16 protein-coding genes are annotated in these 17,994 nt (G+C 35.8%); 2 read left to right on the plus strand and 14 right to left on the minus strand.

Features of this window, described 5'->3' with window-relative positions; all coding sequences use genetic code 11:
• Positions 1–2 precede the first annotated feature (2 nt).
• On the plus strand, positions 3–746 hold the full coding sequence (locus tag ABYK18_RS02620; protein WP_373035054.1) for an exonuclease domain-containing protein: 744 nt from the start codon (positions 3–5) through the stop codon (positions 744–746).
• Positions 747–748: 2 nt separating this feature from the next.
• Here the strand turns inward: ABYK18_RS02620 and ABYK18_RS02625 are convergent, their stop codons facing one another.
• The 5 genes from ABYK18_RS02625 to ABYK18_RS02645 all read right to left on the minus strand — a co-directional run bounded on the left by ABYK18_RS02625 (position 749) and on the right by ABYK18_RS02645 (position 8,067).
• Positions 749–2,965, minus strand: coding sequence for a CHASE2 domain-containing protein (locus ABYK18_RS02625; RefSeq protein ID WP_373035056.1), 2,217 nt, complete (start codon positions 2,963–2,965; stop codon positions 749–751).
• 6 nt (positions 2,966–2,971) lie between these two features.
• Entirely contained in the window at positions 2,972–4,666 is a 1,695-nt protein-coding gene (locus ABYK18_RS02630) for a FecR domain-containing protein (protein ID WP_373035057.1), read from the minus strand.
• A gap of 10 nt (positions 4,667–4,676) precedes the next feature.
• Positions 4,677–5,987, minus strand: coding sequence for a surface lipoprotein assembly modifier (locus ABYK18_RS02635; RefSeq protein ID WP_373035058.1), 1,311 nt, complete (start codon positions 5,985–5,987; stop codon positions 4,677–4,679).
• Positions 5,988–6,076: 89 nt separating this feature from the next.
• The gene (locus tag ABYK18_RS02640) at positions 6,077–7,378 is read right to left on the minus strand and encodes a Na+/H+ antiporter NhaC family protein (protein ID WP_373035059.1); all 1,302 of its coding nucleotides are present in this window, start codon (positions 7,376–7,378) and stop codon (positions 6,077–6,079) included.
• Positions 7,379–7,449: 71 nt separating this feature from the next.
• Positions 7,450–8,067 (minus strand): N-acetyltransferase family protein, encoded by a 618-nt coding sequence (locus ABYK18_RS02645; protein WP_373035060.1) that lies wholly within the window; start codon positions 8,065–8,067, stop codon positions 7,450–7,452.
• A gap of 59 nt (positions 8,068–8,126) precedes the next feature.
• On the opposite strand from ABYK18_RS02645, the gene ABYK18_RS02650 reads away from it, so the two are divergent.
• Positions 8,127–8,807 (plus strand): L,D-transpeptidase, encoded by a 681-nt coding sequence (locus ABYK18_RS02650; protein WP_373035062.1) that lies wholly within the window; start codon positions 8,127–8,129, stop codon positions 8,805–8,807.
• Here ABYK18_RS02650 and argS read toward each other — a convergent pair.
• From argS to rpsB, 9 genes are all read right to left on the minus strand, one after another.
• Complete coding sequence (gene argS / locus ABYK18_RS02655; protein WP_373035063.1) at positions 8,791–10,386, minus strand: arginine--tRNA ligase; 1,596 nt, start codon at positions 10,384–10,386, stop codon at positions 8,791–8,793. The two genes, ABYK18_RS02650 and argS, sit on opposite strands and share 17 nt — an antisense overlap.
• Positions 10,387–10,389: 3 nt before the next feature.
• Positions 10,390–10,626 carry a twin-arginine translocase TatA/TatE family subunit gene (gene tatA / locus ABYK18_RS02660; RefSeq protein ID WP_373035064.1) on the minus strand — a complete coding sequence of 79 codons (237 nt, stop codon included), beginning with the start codon at positions 10,624–10,626 and terminating at the stop codon, positions 10,390–10,392.
• Positions 10,627–10,710: 84 nt separating this feature from the next.
• The gene (gmk, locus tag ABYK18_RS02665) at positions 10,711–11,334 is read right to left on the minus strand and encodes a guanylate kinase (RefSeq protein WP_373035065.1); all 624 of its coding nucleotides are present in this window, start codon (positions 11,332–11,334) and stop codon (positions 10,711–10,713) included.
• Positions 11,334–13,364 (minus strand): DNA topoisomerase IV, encoded by a 2,031-nt coding sequence (locus ABYK18_RS02670; RefSeq protein WP_373035066.1) that lies wholly within the window; start codon positions 13,362–13,364, stop codon positions 11,334–11,336. Before ABYK18_RS02670 ends, gmk begins: the two co-directional genes overlap by 1 nt.
• 47 nt (positions 13,365–13,411) lie before the next feature.
• A complete protein-coding gene (gene fliR, locus ABYK18_RS02675; protein WP_373035067.1) occupies positions 13,412–14,179 on the minus strand; it encodes a flagellar biosynthetic protein FliR in 768 nt (255 codons plus the stop codon).
• Between the two features lie 10 nt (positions 14,180–14,189).
• Positions 14,190–14,834 (minus strand): ABC transporter ATP-binding protein, encoded by a 645-nt coding sequence (locus ABYK18_RS02680; protein WP_373035068.1) that lies wholly within the window; start codon positions 14,832–14,834, stop codon positions 14,190–14,192.
• A 36-nt stretch (positions 14,835–14,870) separates the two neighbouring features.
• Entirely contained in the window at positions 14,871–16,076 is a 1,206-nt protein-coding gene (locus ABYK18_RS02685; protein ID WP_373035069.1) for an NAD(P)/FAD-dependent oxidoreductase, read from the minus strand.
• A gap of 75 nt (positions 16,077–16,151) precedes the next feature.
• Positions 16,152–17,207: a translation elongation factor Ts gene (tsf, locus tag ABYK18_RS02690; protein ID WP_373035070.1), complete on the minus strand. Its 1,056-nt coding sequence runs from the start codon at positions 17,205–17,207 to the stop codon at positions 16,152–16,154.
• Positions 17,208–17,209: 2 nt separating this feature from the next.
• The gene (gene rpsB / locus ABYK18_RS02695) at positions 17,210–17,989 is read right to left on the minus strand and encodes a 30S ribosomal protein S2 (protein ID WP_373035071.1); all 780 of its coding nucleotides are present in this window, start codon (positions 17,987–17,989) and stop codon (positions 17,210–17,212) included.
• Positions 17,990–17,994 lie beyond the last annotated feature (5 nt).

Consider the following 17,994-nt stretch of genomic DNA (forward strand, 5'->3'; position numbering starts at 1 on the left):
TTTTGGCAAAAAAATATGTGATATTAGATACAGAGACTACAGGGGTAGGTGAAAATGACAGGGTAATTCAACTGGGCTATGTTGTTCTTGGTGCAAAAGATGTAGAAGTCCACAATGAGTTTTACTCATCTGATGTGCCTATTAGTTTTGGAGCGATGGAAGTTCACGGTATCACCCCTGAGATGCTGCAAGATAAACCTGTTTGTACTGATAGTGTCGCATATAAAAGACTGTGTGAGTTGAACGTCAGTGAGAACTACATGATTATCCATAATGCTCCGTTTGATTTAGGTATGCTTGAAAAAGAGGGTTTTAACACTCAGATGAAAGTCATAGACACTCTACGAGTTGCCAAACATGTCATGCCTGATGAAGAAGCGCATAGACTTCAATACTTCCGCTATAAAATGGGACTATACAAAGACGAACAAAAAGAAGCGGATGCTTTAGGTGTCGTAGTAAAAGCTCACGATGCTATCGGTGATGTCTTGGTTCTAAAGCTATTTTTAACAAAGCTCAGAGAAGCGGTGTCTACTCTATATCCTGGTGAAAATCCAGTTGATAAGATGGTTGATCTAACAAATACCCCAATCCTTGTAAAGTCATTCAAATTTGGAAAGTACAAAGGTAAAACTCTTGCAGAAGTTGCGGCTTCAGATGCAGGATACCTAAGATGGATGCTAACAAGTATGGAAAATCTTGATGAAGATATGCGTTACTCCATAAACAATGCTCTAGGAGTTTAATCTCATCCTTTTGTCATATGTACAAATACACCGTTAAAGTTTTCAGGAGGCATCTCTATATAGTGCTCACAACGTTCTATGTAGATGTCGTATATTTTTAGATTGCTCTTGTGCTCTAAAGCATTCAGTTCTTTAAATATATCAAGAGCTTCTGCGAACTTTTGAGATTTGTAAAGTTCTATAGCTCTGTGATAAGCTTCAAGTTCTTCCAAAAGTTCTTTTCTGCTTGAATAAAATAACGGTTCTTTTTCTTCTTCATCAAAATCATGAATCTGCCATATCTCAACTGGTTCGCTTTTACCTTTTACAGTCACTAAATCTAAATAACGGTAAATATATTTTCCCTTTAGCTGACTCTTTGTAAAGTTGGAAATGTTTAGTCTTGAGTTGTAATACTTACACAAAGATTCAAGTCTGGAACCCAAGTTAATAGTATCTCCTATGACAGTGTAATCCGAACGAATACTAGATCCCATCTCCCCGACAATAGCAGGTCCACTGTTTAGACCTATGCCGATATCAACAATTGGTATATTGTTGTCATCTGCCATCTTCGTAACATTTTTAAACTCTGGATCTTCTCTCAACTCTTCATTTAGACTTTTGAGTTTATGCAGTTGTCTAAGACTTGCTCTTACTGCTCTATCAGCATGATTTTCCACATCTAAAGGTGCATTCCAGTAAGCCATGATAGCATCTCCGATATACTTATCAATTGTACCTTTTTCATCTATGATAATCTCTGTCATAGGTTCCATTATATCGTTCATAAATCTAATCAGACGCTTGGCATCTCCCATAGATTCAGATATGTTTGTAAATCCTCTAACATCAGAAAAAAAGACTGTAATCTCTTTTTCCTGACCTTCCATAGCGTTTGACTCAGCGTTTTTTAAAATATCTTCCATAACACTAGCACTTACTTTAGAAGCAAATTTTCCTTTGATGATCTCTTTTTGTCTTGTCTCAAAAAAGTAGTTTACGCCAAGAGTCCCGACTAGTGATAAAAAGATGGAAAAGAGTGGAAAAATAGAGTTTATGATAACCAGCTCTGTAAATAAGAGATAATAGTTTGCGTACATCAGACCAATAAATGAGATTGCATATACTATACTCAAGACTAAAAGTGAAAATCTCGAATAAATAAATATAACAATAAAAGCTATTATCATAATAGCCGTTAGATCTGCCACTTCTGCCCATCCAGGCTTTCTCAACATATCATCATTTAAGAGATTATCTATCATGTTTGCATGAACTTCAACCCCCGCTATAACATTGTCCATAGGGGTAGAACGCAAGTCCATAAGTCCATAAGCAGATGTTCCAATGAGAACAAATTTACCTTCTATCAGTTTCTCATCAAAGCTTTTGTTATAAATATCAACCGCTGAAATATAACTATAACTCTTAAACGGTCCTCTAAAGTTTACATGCAGTCGTCCAAATCTATCACTCGGAATATATTGCTTGCCGACTCTGATATTTTCTATTCCTACCTCTGAGTATGTAGTAACTACTTTCGTGCTTTGGGTTGCTATTCGGTACATCTCAAAAGCAAGTGAGGGATAGAGCTGTTTTTGATACTTAATTAGCAAAGGAACACTGCGGATAATACCTGACTCATCAGGAATATTGTTCATATATCCACTAGAGTAACTTGCATTTTGGATGAGTTTTAGATTTGTTAAAACTCCGCGAGCAATAGGAAGAAACTCCATATCTTTTTTTGATTTTTCTACAAAAATAGCAGGAACTTGCGGAGCATCATTTGCATTATCAGCATTAAAGTCAAACACATAACCCAAGATTGTGGGAGTCGAAGCAATAGTTTGTGAGAGTATAAGATCATAATCCGGCATCTTTTTATCATCGATGCCCCACTTCTTTGCAAGAAGCTTTGGACTAGTCTTGTCTGCTTCACTAAAAACAATATCAAGACCGATTATTCCCGCGCCGGATGCAGTAAGATTATTTAAAATTTGAGCAAATTTATCTCTCTCCCAAGGCCACTGGCCAAGTTCTTTTATGCTCTTCTCATCAATGTCAACAATAACAACATCATCACTGGCTTTTTGAGGACCGCGGAATTTAAAATAAAAATCTCGGACCCTATTGTCTAAAGATTGAAAGTGTGCCGGCAGAAAAAGATAAGCACTCGAGAGCAATATAGAGATAAATAAAAAAAGTAAGATTAAAATTTTGTATTTATCTCTCATTGTTTGTTACTGAGCTAATGCTTGACCTGCTGTGATAGAATCAGTTGTAACTTGATAAACACCTTGTGTAGTAATTCCAGAAGACACTGGTTGTACATAAAAACTTCCAGCAACTGATTTACCATCTACTCCATAAAATTTGCCTACTGCGGTTCCATAATTACCTCCTGTTTGAGAAACAGATATACCACTAGAGCTTACAGCACTACTACCAGAATTAGTATAAGTTGCAATAGGACTTGCATCAGGTCCTATTGTGAGAGTGGCAGAAGGATTTCCAAAGTCTATGACCAATTTTGCAACTCCGGTCGAAAGAGCAGCATTAGAAACAGCAATTGCTTTGTATTTACCATTGTATGTAGCTGTACATTTTTCTGTTATATATCCATCAATAACACTTGCACTTGTTGGATTTTTTCCCACTACCCACAGACCAGATAAACTATCGGTTGTAGAACTGCCATCATTGTCATATGTTATTGTTGTGTTCCAGACGCCCCATGACATATCATCACTGCTCGAATAGTCATCATTTGTTGCACTAAAAGAGCTACTTTCAACAGTAGGTACACTCATAATTGTTGACGTAACACTAGCAAATGTACCAGCAAAATCATTTATTGTACCAGCACCGGACATAGTACTTGCAGGAGTAAATGTCCAATCTCCAATTTTAAGTGATGATGTTGTATCAAAGGTAGAGCTATTGAGTGTTTTTAAATTCACAGTTGCTGTTCCTGTACTGGCAGTTGATGAAGACCATACTGCATAACCAGTTAGATCAAAAGTGGCTGCCGCCGCTGCTGCTGCTGCCGCCGCCGCCGCTACTGCTTCCTCTGCTGCTGCTTTTTCTGCTGCGGCTGCTACGGCTGCTGCTGCGGCTGCTGCTGCTGCCTCTGCCGCTGCTTTTTCTGCCGCTGCTTTTTCTGCCGCTACTTTATCAACTGTAACCGTATGGGTAATATCTGTTGTTTGGGATGAGATATCTTTTACGACCAAATCAATATTTTCTGTTTTTGTTGTATCTATCTGACTATCAGCTTTGGGGCTAAAGGTTTCACCTGTTGTTTCTGTTGTGCCTTTATCTTCTTTGCTTGTTGTAAAACTATCAGCTTTCATTTTATTTAATTGTTTAGGCGTAAATTTTACAGGTGTTGATATTTTCCCATCTGCAGATACATTAACATGAAAACCTTGAGGAACAATAGATGTTACACCATTTATGCTAACACTAATAGCTCCAAATGTACAAAAAACTTGTGTACTTCCATCTGTCCCAGCTAAAATAGTAAAATTAGTTCCACGTATACCAATAGTTGCAGTTTTTGTTTTTACACTAAATTTATTAGGTGCTATCTTCCCTATTTTCCCCGTTATAGCTCTCATTGCACCTTTTATCATTGCAAACTTAGCGACAGGTTCTTGAGTCTCTTCAAACATGTATTCACTGATAGAAAAACTAGAATTCTTTCCAACTGTAATGATAGTCTCATCTTTAAAGATTATCTGTACTTTAGCTTTGTCGTCTGTTAAAATTTTGTCTTTTTCTTGCAGAGATAAACCAATGGTAAGTTCTATTTTAGTTCCATCCCTCTCAACATATGCTTTACCGTTTAATCCCGTAACTGTTGCAATATTATTAGCTAAGAGAGTTGCCCCTAAAAATAGAACTATTAAAATTGTTTTTGTTAAAAATTTCATAACCTATCTCCTAAAATGTTTTGTTTAAGCCGGTTGTTATCGTATATTTGTGATAAGAAAATATATTTTGATTTGACTCAACTCTATTATATGCACCTTTTAAATGTAGCCGTAAAGTCTTTAGAATTCGTGCATTAATAGTTGCTACTCCGATTCCACCGTTGTCAGCTCTCGTGTTGTTGAAAAGCGTACTATGGTCTTCATAATTTCTTCTACTGTACTCGGCAAATAATTCTGTAGAAAAAACAGGAGTAAACTGATTTGCATAAATAACATTTACTTTATACTCATCATAATCTACATCTATTCTTGTGCCGTGATGTTTTCTTTCTCTTATTCCTATTATATTTGCTTGGACGTAAGAGCGAGGAGAAAGTATCTTTTGCAGCGAATATGAGAGTTCATAATGATCTGCGTTAAGATCGTATTGCACAGTTTGTGAAAAAAATTTTTTCTGATATTTTAAATGAGCAATACTTCTAAACGTATTTGAGTGGCTATATTCGAATCTTGGAGTCACTCCTATAGTGCGCATATATTCTTTATTTGCCAGACTTAGAATATCTAAATTTAAAGCAAACTCTCCAAGATATTTTGTTTCTTTATATAAAATACTTGGTGTATATCCTATATATTTAACATCATATGCGTCTAACTCTTTATAATCTTTTAAAAATAATGTTACTTTATTTTTCATGGCAAAACCATTTTTATCATCCAAATCATAAATATTTACTATATCAGCATAAACTTGCAATGCTGTGTTTGATTGTTCTGAAGCAGTTGGAAAAGTTCCAATATTAATCGTATATTCATTATCAAGAGAACCATAATTAACATTTGAGTCATATACAAAATCAAGATTTACTGTAGCATATGTAAACGATTTTTGTTGAACTTTTGTAACTTTAGAGAGATATAATTCTATATTTGTTCTAACATTTTGAGGTATATTAGGATTATTTAAGACCTCTTTAAAAGCAAGTTCAGAATCTTCATACATCTTTAGCATAAAGTACGTTCTAGCCATCTCAAGTTTATTTCTTAGATTTGCAGGGTCAAGCATCTCAACTCTTTCAAAAGCTGCCAATGCTATCTCATAATAACCAGTTTCATATGCCGAACGACCAAGATAAAAACTAAGTTTTGCATCTGATAGTTTTGTTATATATATCTTAGATAAAATATTATAACTACTTTTAAAATCTTTTTCTTTGTAATATTTTATAGCTTTGTTATACTGCAAATCAATATTCACACTTCCATCACTACCAAATAGATACATCGGTAGCAACACAATTAAAAACACAAATGTCTTCACCCACTCCACCCTTTATTAAACTACTAACTAAACAGCTTAAGATATTTGTATATAGTATAACATTTTATTTTTTGAACAGTTGTTAATTATTATGTAAGAGAGAAAATAAAAAACGATATAAGTGCTATAAATCCACTTATAAGAGCATAGGGTAGTTGTGTCCTGACATGTTCTACAACATCACAGTCACTTGCCATGGATGATATGATAGTAGTATCCGATATTGGTGAACAGTGATCACCGAATATTCCTCCAGATATAACTGCTCCGATACAAAGTGCTACATCGGCGTCCATTGCCACGGCCATTGGCATCGCTATTGGAATCATTATGCTAAACGTGCCCCAACTGGTCCCGGTTGAAAAAGAGATAAGTGAGCTAAGTAAAAATATGACAGATGCCAAGAGATAGATGCTAAGACTCTTTTGAGCTAAAGATGCCAGATATTGTCCGGTTTTCAACTCGCTTGTAACATCCCCTATAGCAAAAGCAAAAAGTAAAATCATTGCAATAGGAAACAGTTTCTTAGCTCCGCTTAGAGTACTTGCAGTCCAAGTATTAAGAGTCATGTTTTTTTTAGGCACATAATAAAAAAGAGTAAATAAAAGAGTTGTCAGCACAGTATAAAAGATGGAACTCGAACCGCTTCCTTTTAAAATATTTCCATCTCCCGTAAGATATAAAAACAAAAAAACTAAAAAGATCATTAATATTATTGGTAAAAGCATGTAGTACATACTTTGAGGATTCGGTAATATAGTCTCTGTTGTTATAGGAATGTATTTAGTATTTTTCATCGGACCTATGTCTATGTTGAACCAAATAGCAACAAAGGTAACAGCTAAAGCACTCATAGCATAGAAGTTATAAATAACCGAATCTATTAAAAGAGTTATAGCATCTGCTTCTATAACACCTTGTGTTATTTGGGTTGATATAAGTCCAAGCAGAAGTGCTCCCCAGCCGTTTAACACAATGAGAGAACTAATCGGTGCTGATGTAGAGTCACATACAAAAGCGAGTTTAGCTTGTGGTATCCTGTATTTATGACAAAACGGTTTTCCGACAGCCCCGGCTATCAGTGAGGTAATTGAGGACTCTATAAAAATAATTACTCCCACAACATAACTAAGCACTAAAGAAGATCTTGATGAGCTTACAAGTTTAGCCCTATGTTGCATAAAATCAATAAAACCGTTAATCCCGCCACTTCTTTCAATAAGAGCCATTATACTTCCGACTAAAATAGCAAAGCCCAGAGTCTTTAATATCCAAGCCGTCGTTAAAAGAGAGGTAAAGAGAGAAAAGAGTGTTTTTACAGATGCAAAAAAAGAAAAGTCACTTAAGATAAAGACACCTAAGACTACTCCGCTAAAAAGGGAAAGCAGCACACTCCTCGTATACAGAGCCAAAGCAATAGCAAGAATGGACGGCAGGAGAGAAAGGCTTGAAGTCTCTATGATTAAAACTCAAAAGTTAGAAGTACTAAACCCGGTCTGCCAAATTTCTCTTTATAAAGTTCACATTCTTTTTGTTTGGCTTCTTTAAAGCCTAGCTTTTTGTAATACAAAAGAGTCTCTAATGAACCTATTTCCACCATTGTTTGCGCTATTCTATAGCCTTTTAGTCTTGCAGTCAAAAGACTCTTTTGCATAAGTGCTTTTAAAATACCGACATCCATATGTCCTTCAATCTCTTCCATATAATCAAAAACTAAAGTTCTTTTGTTAAGATCAAAATTGCAAGAATCTAAAATCTCTAAAAATTTTTCCGCATTACTGTCTCTTCCTATCTCTTTAAGTGAATCTAAAAACACTTCTCTTGTTGCGATTCTCGGTTCATAGCTACATAAAGAGCCGACACTCTCACCATCTATTTCAGCAATTAAAAAATTACTATAATGACACTGATTTTTTGCTGTAGTAGTTGTTAGTTTTTCTAGATTTTTTAAAGTTTCTTCATCGCTTTTAGATTCAAAGATTACATCAAAAATACATATTTGCTTATCTGCACGAGAACTTTGTAAAATCATCTGTGCTAAAAAAGGAGCATCTTCGCTCAAAGCTTTTCTTATTTTCATACTCATAATTCTTTCCATAAATTAATTAGGTTCATATCTTAGTAATAGTACCATACATTATGATAAAAACATTCTTAATCTTACTCTTTTTGCAAAATTTCTTGTTAGCCTCACAGCAAATAATATTGGTGGTTAGTAGTGATTTTAACTCTTCAAAAGCTAAACTGACTTGTTACGAAGACGCTAAACAAGTCTTTAAAACTATGGATGTCAACATAGGTAAAAATGGTCTTGGCTGGGGTATAGGGGAGTTTGAGCTAACCCAAAGGGACAATGAACCTATAAAACAAGAAGGCGATAAAAAAGCACCGGCAGGCATCTTTAAACTTACCTCTATTTTTGGTTATGAAAACAGGCAGGATTTTGCCCTAAAATACATCAATCTCTCAAACAACATCATTTGTGTTGATGATTCTGATTCTAAAGACTACAATAAGATTATAGAGATGCCAAAAATCAAACCAAATAGTTTTGAGCAGATGAAAAGAGACGATGGACAATATGAACTTGGAGTTGTTGTAGCACATAATACAAAGCAGATTAAACAGGCAGGTTCTTGTATCTTTTTACATGTGCAAAAATCAAAAAATGCTTCTACGGCCGGATGTACTTCTATGAGTTTAAAAGAGATGAAAAAGATAGCTTCATGGCTGGACGGGAGTAAAAATCCCATCCTAATTCAGATTCCGAAAAGTTCTCTAAAAGAGATAAAAAAACTCTTTACTAATCTTCCTCTTTAACCATTCTGTCTTTGGCTTCGATGCCAAGAAGAGAGAGACCTGTTTTTAGTGATAAAGCAACCACTAAAAGAAGTTTTAAAAGTTTAGCCTCATCATCAGTTCCTATGATTCTACAATCATAGTAAAACTTGTGAAGCGAGGCTGCTAGCGCCTTTAGATAGTCAGGAAGTTTTTGAACCTGACGAGAGCTGAAAGCATCTTCTATGATCTCAGGAAGCAAAAGTGCATCAAAAAGCAGACTGTCTGCATTTTCATCAAGCCCTTTTAGTGAAGCTTTCATAATCTCTTCTTTGGAAAAATCACTTTTTGAGAGGATTGTCTGGATTCTAGCATGAGCGTATTGGATATAAAAAATAGGGTTTGAACTGTCTTGTTTTTTAAACTCCGATAAGTCAAATTCCAAAGCGGTATCGCTCTTTTTAGATGCAAAGATAAATCTGAGTGCGTCTGAGCCTATCTCTTCGACTATATCACTCATAAGAATAACATTTCCTGCACGCTTACTCATCTTATACGGTTCACCGTCTTTAAGAAGGCTCACCATCTGAGAAAGAAGTGTTTCAAGTTTGCTTGAATCGTAGCCCAAGAACTCTATTGCAGCATTAACCCTTGGGATATAACCGTGATGGTCTGCTCCCCAAATATTTATATAATGGTCATATCCGCGTTCAAACTTTTGGTTATGATAAACAATATCTCCGGCTAGGTAAGTGGGTCTGCCATCTTCACGAACAACAACTCTATCATTATCATCGCCCTTTGATTCGGATGCTATCCAGACTTTGTCATCTTTTTTATAGATGCCATCGCCCATCTTCTTCATAACTCTGTCCCAATCGTCATACAAAGATGATTCATTTACAAAAGTATCAAAGTGAATGTTTGTGTCTGCCAAAGATTTAACGATGATATCCATAACACCGTCTTTAGCCCAGAGGGCAAGTTCTTTTTGACGAGATTCATCGCTCAGTATCTCTTTGCCGAATTTCTCCACAGCACCGTTTGCAAGACCTTCTAAATATTCACCGCGGTAGTAACTCTCAGGATATTCAACATCTTCACCGAGTATATTCTCACGGCCATAAAGCTGAATAGAGAGACCCAGTAAATCAATCTGATTCCCAGCATCGTTTACATAATACTCAGCTGTAATGTCATAGCCTAAATGCTTTGCCAGTCTGTAAAGCGTATCACCATAAACAGCACCGCGTGCATGACCGATATGAAGTGGACCGGTAGGATTTGCACTGACAAACTCTAAAAGTATTTTAGATTTTTTATCTTGTTTTCCAAACTCATCTTGATTTTGAAGCGCCCAATTTCCGTACTCGCTTAAGAAGTCTTCACTGAGGCGAAAGTTCAAGTAACCCTTTACTGATTCAACACTGGAAAATATTTCTGATTCATTAAACGAAGATGCCAAGTCCTCAGCTATAACCATAGGAGATTTCCTAAGTTCTTTAGCTAAAGAAAAAGCAATTGGTGTAGCAAAATGACCGAAAGTTCGGTCTTTTGGTTTTTCTAAAACAACTTCACGACCAAACTTTTCGCGCAAAAGCGCCGATACACGTTGTTTCAAGTATTATGCTTGTGTTGTATTTTTTGGAGCTTCTGTAGATGCAACTTCTTCGCTGTTTTCTACTTTTTTAGGAGCTTCGGTAGATGCAGTTTCAACTTCATCCGTCTCTTTCATCTCACTTTTAAAGTTTTTGATTCCTTTACCAAGACCTTTTGCTAAATCAGGTATCTTTTTAGCACCAAATAAAAGTACGATAATTCCAAATATTATTAATAGTTCTGTTCCACCAGGCATGCCCATGTTATTTCCTTTTTTTATAAAATTAATGCGAGAGTATATCTATACTTTGCTGTAACTACTCTTATCACTCTTAGTAATATTTAACTATTGTTCTATATCTTCCCATTTTTGTACAAAATCATTAATCTCATCATTTGAAGTCTTCATTCTTGCAGTTATGGCAATCTGTCTTAAAATATTCGCAGCTTTTGAAAGTTCATCATTTATTATTAAATAATCATACTCACTGATTCTTTGAATCTCTCTTTTTGCCATCTTAAGACGACCATCCATAACTTCTTGTGAATCTGTTGAGCGATTAGCTAATCTTTTTTTCAATTCCGAAAGAGTTGGAGGCGTTATAAAAACAGAAGTAGTAATATCACCAAGTCTGTTGTTTACAGCCGTATTTCCCTGAACGTCTATATCAAATAAAACTAATTTTCCGGCACTTAAAGCTTTACGCACAGGTTTTATCGATGTTCCATAGTAATTTCCATGAACTAATGCATACTCTAAGAAATGCTCATCTTCAATATCTTTTTTAAACTCTTCTACGCTTACAAAATGATAATGAACACCCTCTTCTTCTCCAGTTCTAATAGGACGAGTCGTAGTAGAAATAGAGAAATAGCATTCCCCTATATCATCAATAATCTCATTTAATAAAGAACTTTTTCCCGCACCGCTTGGACCTGATAGAACTAATACTGCTCCGCTTTTACTCACTATTTATCACCTAATGTTATATTGATATTGATTTTCATACCTTTCATAGATGCCGCGACATCCTCATTTGAAAGTGCCGCCAATAATTTTTTAAGAGCTTCTACCCCTTCATTGCTTGAATCTATTTCTATGTCTTTTGAGTTCGCCTCTTCGATGCTTTCGATTTCAGTAGACTCTTCTTGTTCCGTCTCTTTGAGGCTTTCGACTTCATCGTCTATGCTGGTTTTATCTAACTCTTCAGTATTTACTTCTTCGCCGATAGCAAGCTTTATATCTCTTGCATTAAGCATTTCTAATCCATCTATATCATTAACTGCTATATTTAAAAGGGTATCTGCGTCCAATTCACTCTCCAAATCTTCATCACTAAGTTCTAAAACTGCACTCTCTATTTTAGACTCTAAATCTTCATCACTTATTTTATCGATATTTAGTTCTTCTTCTAAGTCCGTCTCTTCGAGACTTTCGACTTCATCATCTAGGCTGGCTTCGTCCAACTCTTCTTCATTGACTTCTGCTTCGAGACTTTCGACTTCATCACTTTCTTCAGCCATGTCAAGCTCTTCTGAATTTACTTCTTCAGAGTCTTCTTCTATAGAAAGGTTATCTATATCATCGTCGTCAAAAGCCAGATCTTCCTCATCCATGCTGGTTTCATCCAATTCTTCTGCATTGGCTTCTTCCTCTGACATATCATCAGTTTCAAAGTCTAAGTTATCTTCATCTAAGTCTAGATCTTCTAAGTCTGAGTCCGTCTCTTCGAGACTTTCGACTTCATCATTTAAACTGGCTTCGTCCAACTCTTCGGCATTAAGTTCTTCAGAATCTTCATCAAGATCAAGATCATCCAGTTCTAAATCATCCTCATCTAACTCTAACTCATCACCAAGGTCCAGGTCATCTTCACCTAAATCTAAATCTCCTAAGTCTGAGTCCGTCTCTTCGAGACTTTCGACTTCATCACTCTCTTGGACTTCGTCCAACTCTTCGGCATTGAGTTCTTCAGAATCTTCATCAAGATCAAGATCAAGATCATCCAGTTCTAAATCATCCTCATCTAACTCTAACTCATCACCAAGGTCCAGGTCATCTTCACCTAAATCTAGATCTCCTAAGTCTGAGTCTGTCTCTTCGAGACTTTCGACTTCATCACTCTCTTGGACTTCGTCCAACTCTTCAGCATTGACTTCTTCAGAATCTTCATCAAGCTCAAGGTCCATATCATCCAGTTCTAAATCATCTTCATCTAACTCTAACGCATCACCAAGGTCTAAGTCATCCAAATCTAAATCTTCTAAGTCTGAGTTCGCCTCTTCGAGGCTTTCGACTTCATTATCCAGGCTGACTTCGTCCAACTCATCTGTATTGACTTCTGCGTTGATTTCTTCCGTCTCTTCTAAAAGATTTTGAACCTCTTGTAGTTCATCTTTATCTAAAACACTCTCACCTTGATTGTTATCATCATCAAGCAATAAATCATCAAGCTCTTCATCTTCTTGCGTATCATCATCTAAATCAAGATCAAGATCCAAATCACCAAGTTCATCTTCATCATCAAATGAAGATTCATTTAAATCATCAATATCGCCCATATCCTCTAAGTCATCTTCTTCCAATGCCAGAAGTTCATCATCATCGATTACTGCTTCTTCCTCTAGAGAGTCTGTTATGTCTAGTTCATCGGATTCTACATTATCTATAGTGACACTGCTTATATCTTTACCCAAAGTTACAAATAATTCAACTAAATCTGTAGGTAAGAAAGGTTTTCTCAAAGTTGCTGTAAAACCTTCCGGTTCTTCGGCATCACGTGAACATACATATAATGATTTAATAAATTTAGTTTTATCTTTTACCTCGTTAAGTGTCTCTTCATTGTACAACGTGTCATCTAATACAAAAAGATCATACGTTTTATCTTCTATATCTTCAACACTGCTTACTATATCTAGTTCGTCAGAAGTTTTTTGTGCACTTAATGTTACTAGCTTTGTAACAACGGGATTATCATTTAAAAGTAATATGTTCACGTCTATTCCTTTGAGGGCATAAGTTTTATCATTGTATCAAAAAAAAACTAAAAAAACATCTCTAAATAGTTAAAAGCTTCTTGCATCTGTGTTTTTAAAATCAGCATACTGGCGCTAAATGTTGCTATTAAAACCATAAATGAAACCATGATTTTAATAGGAAAACCGATAACAAGTAAGTTAAACTGAGGCATTGTTTTCATTAGCATTCCAAAAATAACATCTGCAAGCCATGAGAGTGCAATGATAGGAAAAGCAATCATAAAACCGACAACAAACATATTTGAAGTAGCTTTGATAATATAATTAAAAAGATCTTCCGTCATTAAAAAACCGCCCAATGGAATGTTCTTTAATGACCCGTCTATAAAAAGAAGCAACCAGTGATGTAAATCTATTGCCAACAAAACCATAAGTCCCATCAGTGATAAAAACTGAGAGATTATCGGCATTGATACACCCGTTTGCGGATCAATGGCACTTGCCATTGAAAATCCCATCATAAAGGATATTTGTCCGCCTGCAAATGTTATAACGTTGTAAGCTAAAAGCAGAACAACTCCAATTGCCAGACCAAAGAACAGCTCACTAAGTATTGCAAGAAAAATTGTCGCTACATTTATCTCTATTTGTAAAGGAGGCATTGAGGAATAAAAAACTATAGTAAAGAAAAAAGCCATAGAAGTTTTGATTGTCATCGGAATATTTTTATGAGAGAATATCGGTGTTGCCATAAAGAGTGCTGCAAAACGAAAGAACAAAAGTATAAAACCGACTATGTAAGTGTCACTAAAAACCTCTGTCCATGATACCATTACGTTTTACTCACTTAACTTCTACGAGTTTTTTATTTTCCAATCTGTAAACTTTTTTACACTTATGCGCCAATTCTTCATCATGTGTTACAAGAACCATAGCTGCACTGTTTTTTTCAATGTATTCAAAAAAGATATCCATCACTTCATTTGCAGTTGCTTTATCAAGATTACCGGTAGGCTCATCTACAAAAAGTATGCGAGGCTGTTTTGTCAAGACTCTGGCAACAGAGACTCTTTGCTGCTGACCGCCTGAGAGTTCTGTGACTTTTTGATTGATCGCTTCATAAATGTTAAGTCTTTTCAGTATTGCATCATCTATATCCTGCTTTGAGAGCATAGCTGCAACTTCTAGATTCTCTTTTGCACTGAAACCTTTAAAAAGATAATGGGACTGAAAGACCAAACCCAGTGAATCTCTTTTAATCTTTGCCAATTTTTTCTTATTCATCTGTGACACGTCTTCACCAAAGAGACGTACACTGCCCTTGTCCGGGCTTAAAAGAGTTGATAGGATATGAAGTAGTGTTGACTTGCCACTTCCGCTGATGCCTATAATAGCGACCGATTCTTTTTCCTCAAGATCAAGAGATATATCGCTGAATAATTCATATTCAAAAGTGTGTGATAAATTTTTTGCTGATAATAAATTCATAAGAGGATTATAGCAAATGTTACTAAAGATTAGTTGTTAAGTACCAAAGATTTTTTTACATCCGCGGTTTGATCTATAGCCTAATCTTTTTGCATAAACTTTCTCAACAATCTTTTTAACCGCGTAGGCTAAATAACCGTTAGAATATATGCCAAACACTTTAGAGACAGCATATCCTCTGCCAAGTGCTATTAAAGTACCGCGAGATTTTATATTATGTTTTAGCAAAGGTTTTTCTAAAATCAATCTGTCTATATTTTTTGCACATAACTCAGCCATCTGTTCTGCAACATCAGCTGTAGGCGGTACGGGCAAACCATTGTTAAATATAGTTGTACAATCCCCTATAGCAAACACATCTAGGTATTGTGGAACTTGCAGATACTCATTTGTTTCTATATAACCTGCTTTATTTTTAGCAAGGTCCAGATTATATATCACTCCGTTTGGCTCTACACCGCCTGCAAAAATCATAAAATCCATCTGTAATACTTTACCATCGCTCAATTTTACACTCTGGGCATTTAGCTCAATCACTTTTTTTTCATTTCTGATATCTACTTCTAAGTCTAACAATCTTTTTTGCGATTTGTCTATTAAATACTTATCCATTCCCTTAAGTATGGTTTTACCTGAATTTACGAGTACTATATTTAATTTTCTGCATATAAAATTATTTCTGTTATAAAATTCTCTGGAAAAATATGCCATCTGTGCTGCAATTTCCACACCGCTAAGACCGGCTCCTGCAATGATTATATTGATTGGAGTACAGCAAGTCCCGCTTTCATCTACTTTTTTAAAGAGTGACATCTCAAATTTCTGCTTAAAATACATAGCACGATTGAGTGATTTGACTCCATAAGAGTACTCTCTTAACCCGGGAACTGTCGAGATGTATTTTGTCCTTGAGCCGACTGCGATTACAAGATAATCATAATGATGTCTCTGAATAGATGTTATTACCTTTTTATTTTTGAAGTCAATATTTGTAATCTTTTGTTTGTGAAAAACGACATTATCATCAAATCCCATTGAAAAAGTAAAAAGGTCTACCGTGACTTGGGCGAAATCTTCTTCATTGGCTATTAGGTCGTAAACATCTGTCTGCATAAAATGGTAGGGGTGTTTATCAAAAAGCAGTATTTCATTATTTGGGTTTTTTGCTAAACGCTCAACTGTACGAAGACCTGCGTAGCCGCCACCGATAACAATAATTTTATTTGATTTTTGATTTGACATACGCAAAGTATATCATTTTTTTGTAAGTTATAAAATATTATTCACTCCCGCGCATTTACGCGGGAATAAAGGGATTTATCCCATTTGTGCAGCAACTTCTGCTGCAAAGTCGTCTTCAGCTTTTTCAATACCTTCACCAACTTCAAGACGGATAAAATCAACTATCTCAGCAGTTCCGCCAAGAGCTTTAGCAGCAGCTTCAACAGCCTCTGCTACAGTTTTTTTATCATCAAGTACGTAAGTTTGATCAAGTAAAGCTTGCTCTTTATCTAAAGTAGTGTTATCTTCGATAAAACGAGCTAATGAACCAGGAACAATTTTATCCCAAATTTTTTCAGGTTTACCTTGCTCTTTTAACATAGCTTTGATATCTTCTTCAGCTTGAGCTATAACTTCATCAGTAAGTTGCATCATTGAAACATAAGTAGGAACATTTTTAAGAGTTTTACCTAAACGTGATAACTCTTCGTTCTCTTTTTTAATAGCTTCGATTCTACCTTTGGTTTCACTCTCAACAAACTCAGCATCGAAATCTTTGTATGAAAGAGTTTGCGGTTTCATTGCAGATGCATGCATAGCAACTTGCTTCATTACATCTCTCATGCCCTCAGCCGTTTTAGCCGAATCACACTTAGCTTTTATAATAACAGCGATACGGTTGTTTGAGTGAACATAACCGTTCATTGCTATAGTATCGTCTTCTGCTTCTAAAGTACCAAAACGGCGAAGTTCGATTTTTTCACCGATTTTAGCTGTTTCTTCTGTAAAGTATCTACCAAACTCAGTTGACATAACTGCTTCTACATTAGCAGGATTGTTTGCATAAATTTCTTCAGTAGTTTTAAGAACTAAATTTTGGAAACCTTCATTTTTTGCAACAAAGTCAGTTTCAGAATTGATCTCAACTACAGTAGCTTTTGAAAAGTCATCAGCGATTTTAAGACCAACAAGGCCTTCAGCTGCAACACGCTCAGAAGCTTTTTTAGCAGCTTTAGCGATACCACGCTCTTTTAGCCACTCTGTTGCTTTTGCCATATCTCCATCATTCTCAACTAACGCTTTCTTACAATCCATCATAGGCGCATCAGTAGCTGCGCGTAATTCTTTTACTTGTGCTGCTGTTACTGCCATGATTATACTTCCTCTGTTGCTGCTGGAGCTTCTTCAGTTACTTCAACAGTTTCTTCAGTCGCTGCATCTTCTTGAGCCGCTTCTTCTTCGGCAGCAGGAGCGTCTCTTAATGCTTTACCTTCGTTGATTGCTTCAGTCATTTCACGACAGAAAAGCTGGATTGAACGGATAGCATCGTCATTACCAGGAATCGGGTAAGTGATAAGGTCAGGATCACAGTTTGTATCTAGTGGAGCAACAACCGGAATACCTAAACATCTAGCTTCTAAAACAGCGATATGCTCTTTTACCGCATCTACAACAAATAGCATATCAGGAAGTTTTTTCATGTTACGGATACCACCGAAATATGAATCAAGTTTCTCTTTTTTTCTTGAAAGCATTAATGCTTCTTTTTTAGTTAAAAGATCGATTTGACCGTTTTCTTGCATCTCAGTAATTACATCAAGTTTACGGATAGATTTTTGAATAGTCGGGAAGTTAGTAAGCATACCACCTAACCATCTGTTATCTACATACGGCATACCACAAGCGATTGCTGCATCTCTAACTGAGTTACGAGCTTGTTTTTTTGTACCGACGAAAAGAACAGTTTGCCCTTCAGCAGCTGCATCTACAACGATTTGGTAAGTGTTACGGAAGTAACGAAGAGTTTTTTGTAAATCGATAATATAGATATTTTTACGAACACCAAAGATGTATTTTTTCATTTTCGGGTTCCAACGACGAGTTTGGTGTCCAAAGTGTACACCACATTCCAATAGGTCTTTCATAGTTACCATTATAG

It is taken from the genome of Sulfurimonas sp. (assembly GCF_041563495.1).
In the GTDB taxonomy this organism is placed as follows: domain Bacteria; phylum Campylobacterota; class Campylobacteria; order Campylobacterales; family Sulfurimonadaceae; genus Sulfurimonas.

Excerpts from the sequence above, each read along its gene's own strand:
- ABYK18_RS02680 (WP_373035068.1), bottom strand. The coding sequence starts at position 14,834 with ATGAATTTATTATCAGCAAAAAATTTATCACACACTTTTGAATATGAA.
- fliR (WP_373035067.1), bottom strand. The coding sequence starts at position 14,179 with ATGGTATCATGGACAGAGGTTTTTAGTGACACTTACATAGTCGGTTTT.
- ABYK18_RS02650 (WP_373035062.1), top strand. The coding sequence starts at position 8,127 with ATGATAAAAACATTCTTAATCTTACTCTTTTTGCAAAATTTCTTGTTA.
- ABYK18_RS02685 (WP_373035069.1), bottom strand. The coding sequence starts at position 16,076 with ATGTCAAATCAAAAATCAAATAAAATTATTGTTATCGGTGGCGGCTAC.
- ABYK18_RS02625 (WP_373035056.1), bottom strand. The coding sequence starts at position 2,965 with ATGAGAGATAAATACAAAATTTTAATCTTACTTTTTTTATTTATCTCT.
- ABYK18_RS02630 (WP_373035057.1), bottom strand. The coding sequence starts at position 4,666 with ATGAAATTTTTAACAAAAACAATTTTAATAGTTCTATTTTTAGGGGCA.
- tsf (WP_373035070.1), bottom strand. The coding sequence starts at position 17,207 with ATGGCAGTAACAGCAGCACAAGTAAAAGAATTACGCGCAGCTACTGAT.
- tatA (WP_373035064.1), bottom strand. The coding sequence starts at position 10,626 with ATGGGCATGCCTGGTGGAACAGAACTATTAATAATATTTGGAATTATC.
- ABYK18_RS02645 (WP_373035060.1), bottom strand. The coding sequence starts at position 8,067 with ATGAAAATAAGAAAAGCTTTGAGCGAAGATGCTCCTTTTTTAGCACAG.
- rpsB (WP_373035071.1), bottom strand. The coding sequence starts at position 17,989 with ATGGTAACTATGAAAGACCTATTGGAATGTGGTGTACACTTTGGACAC.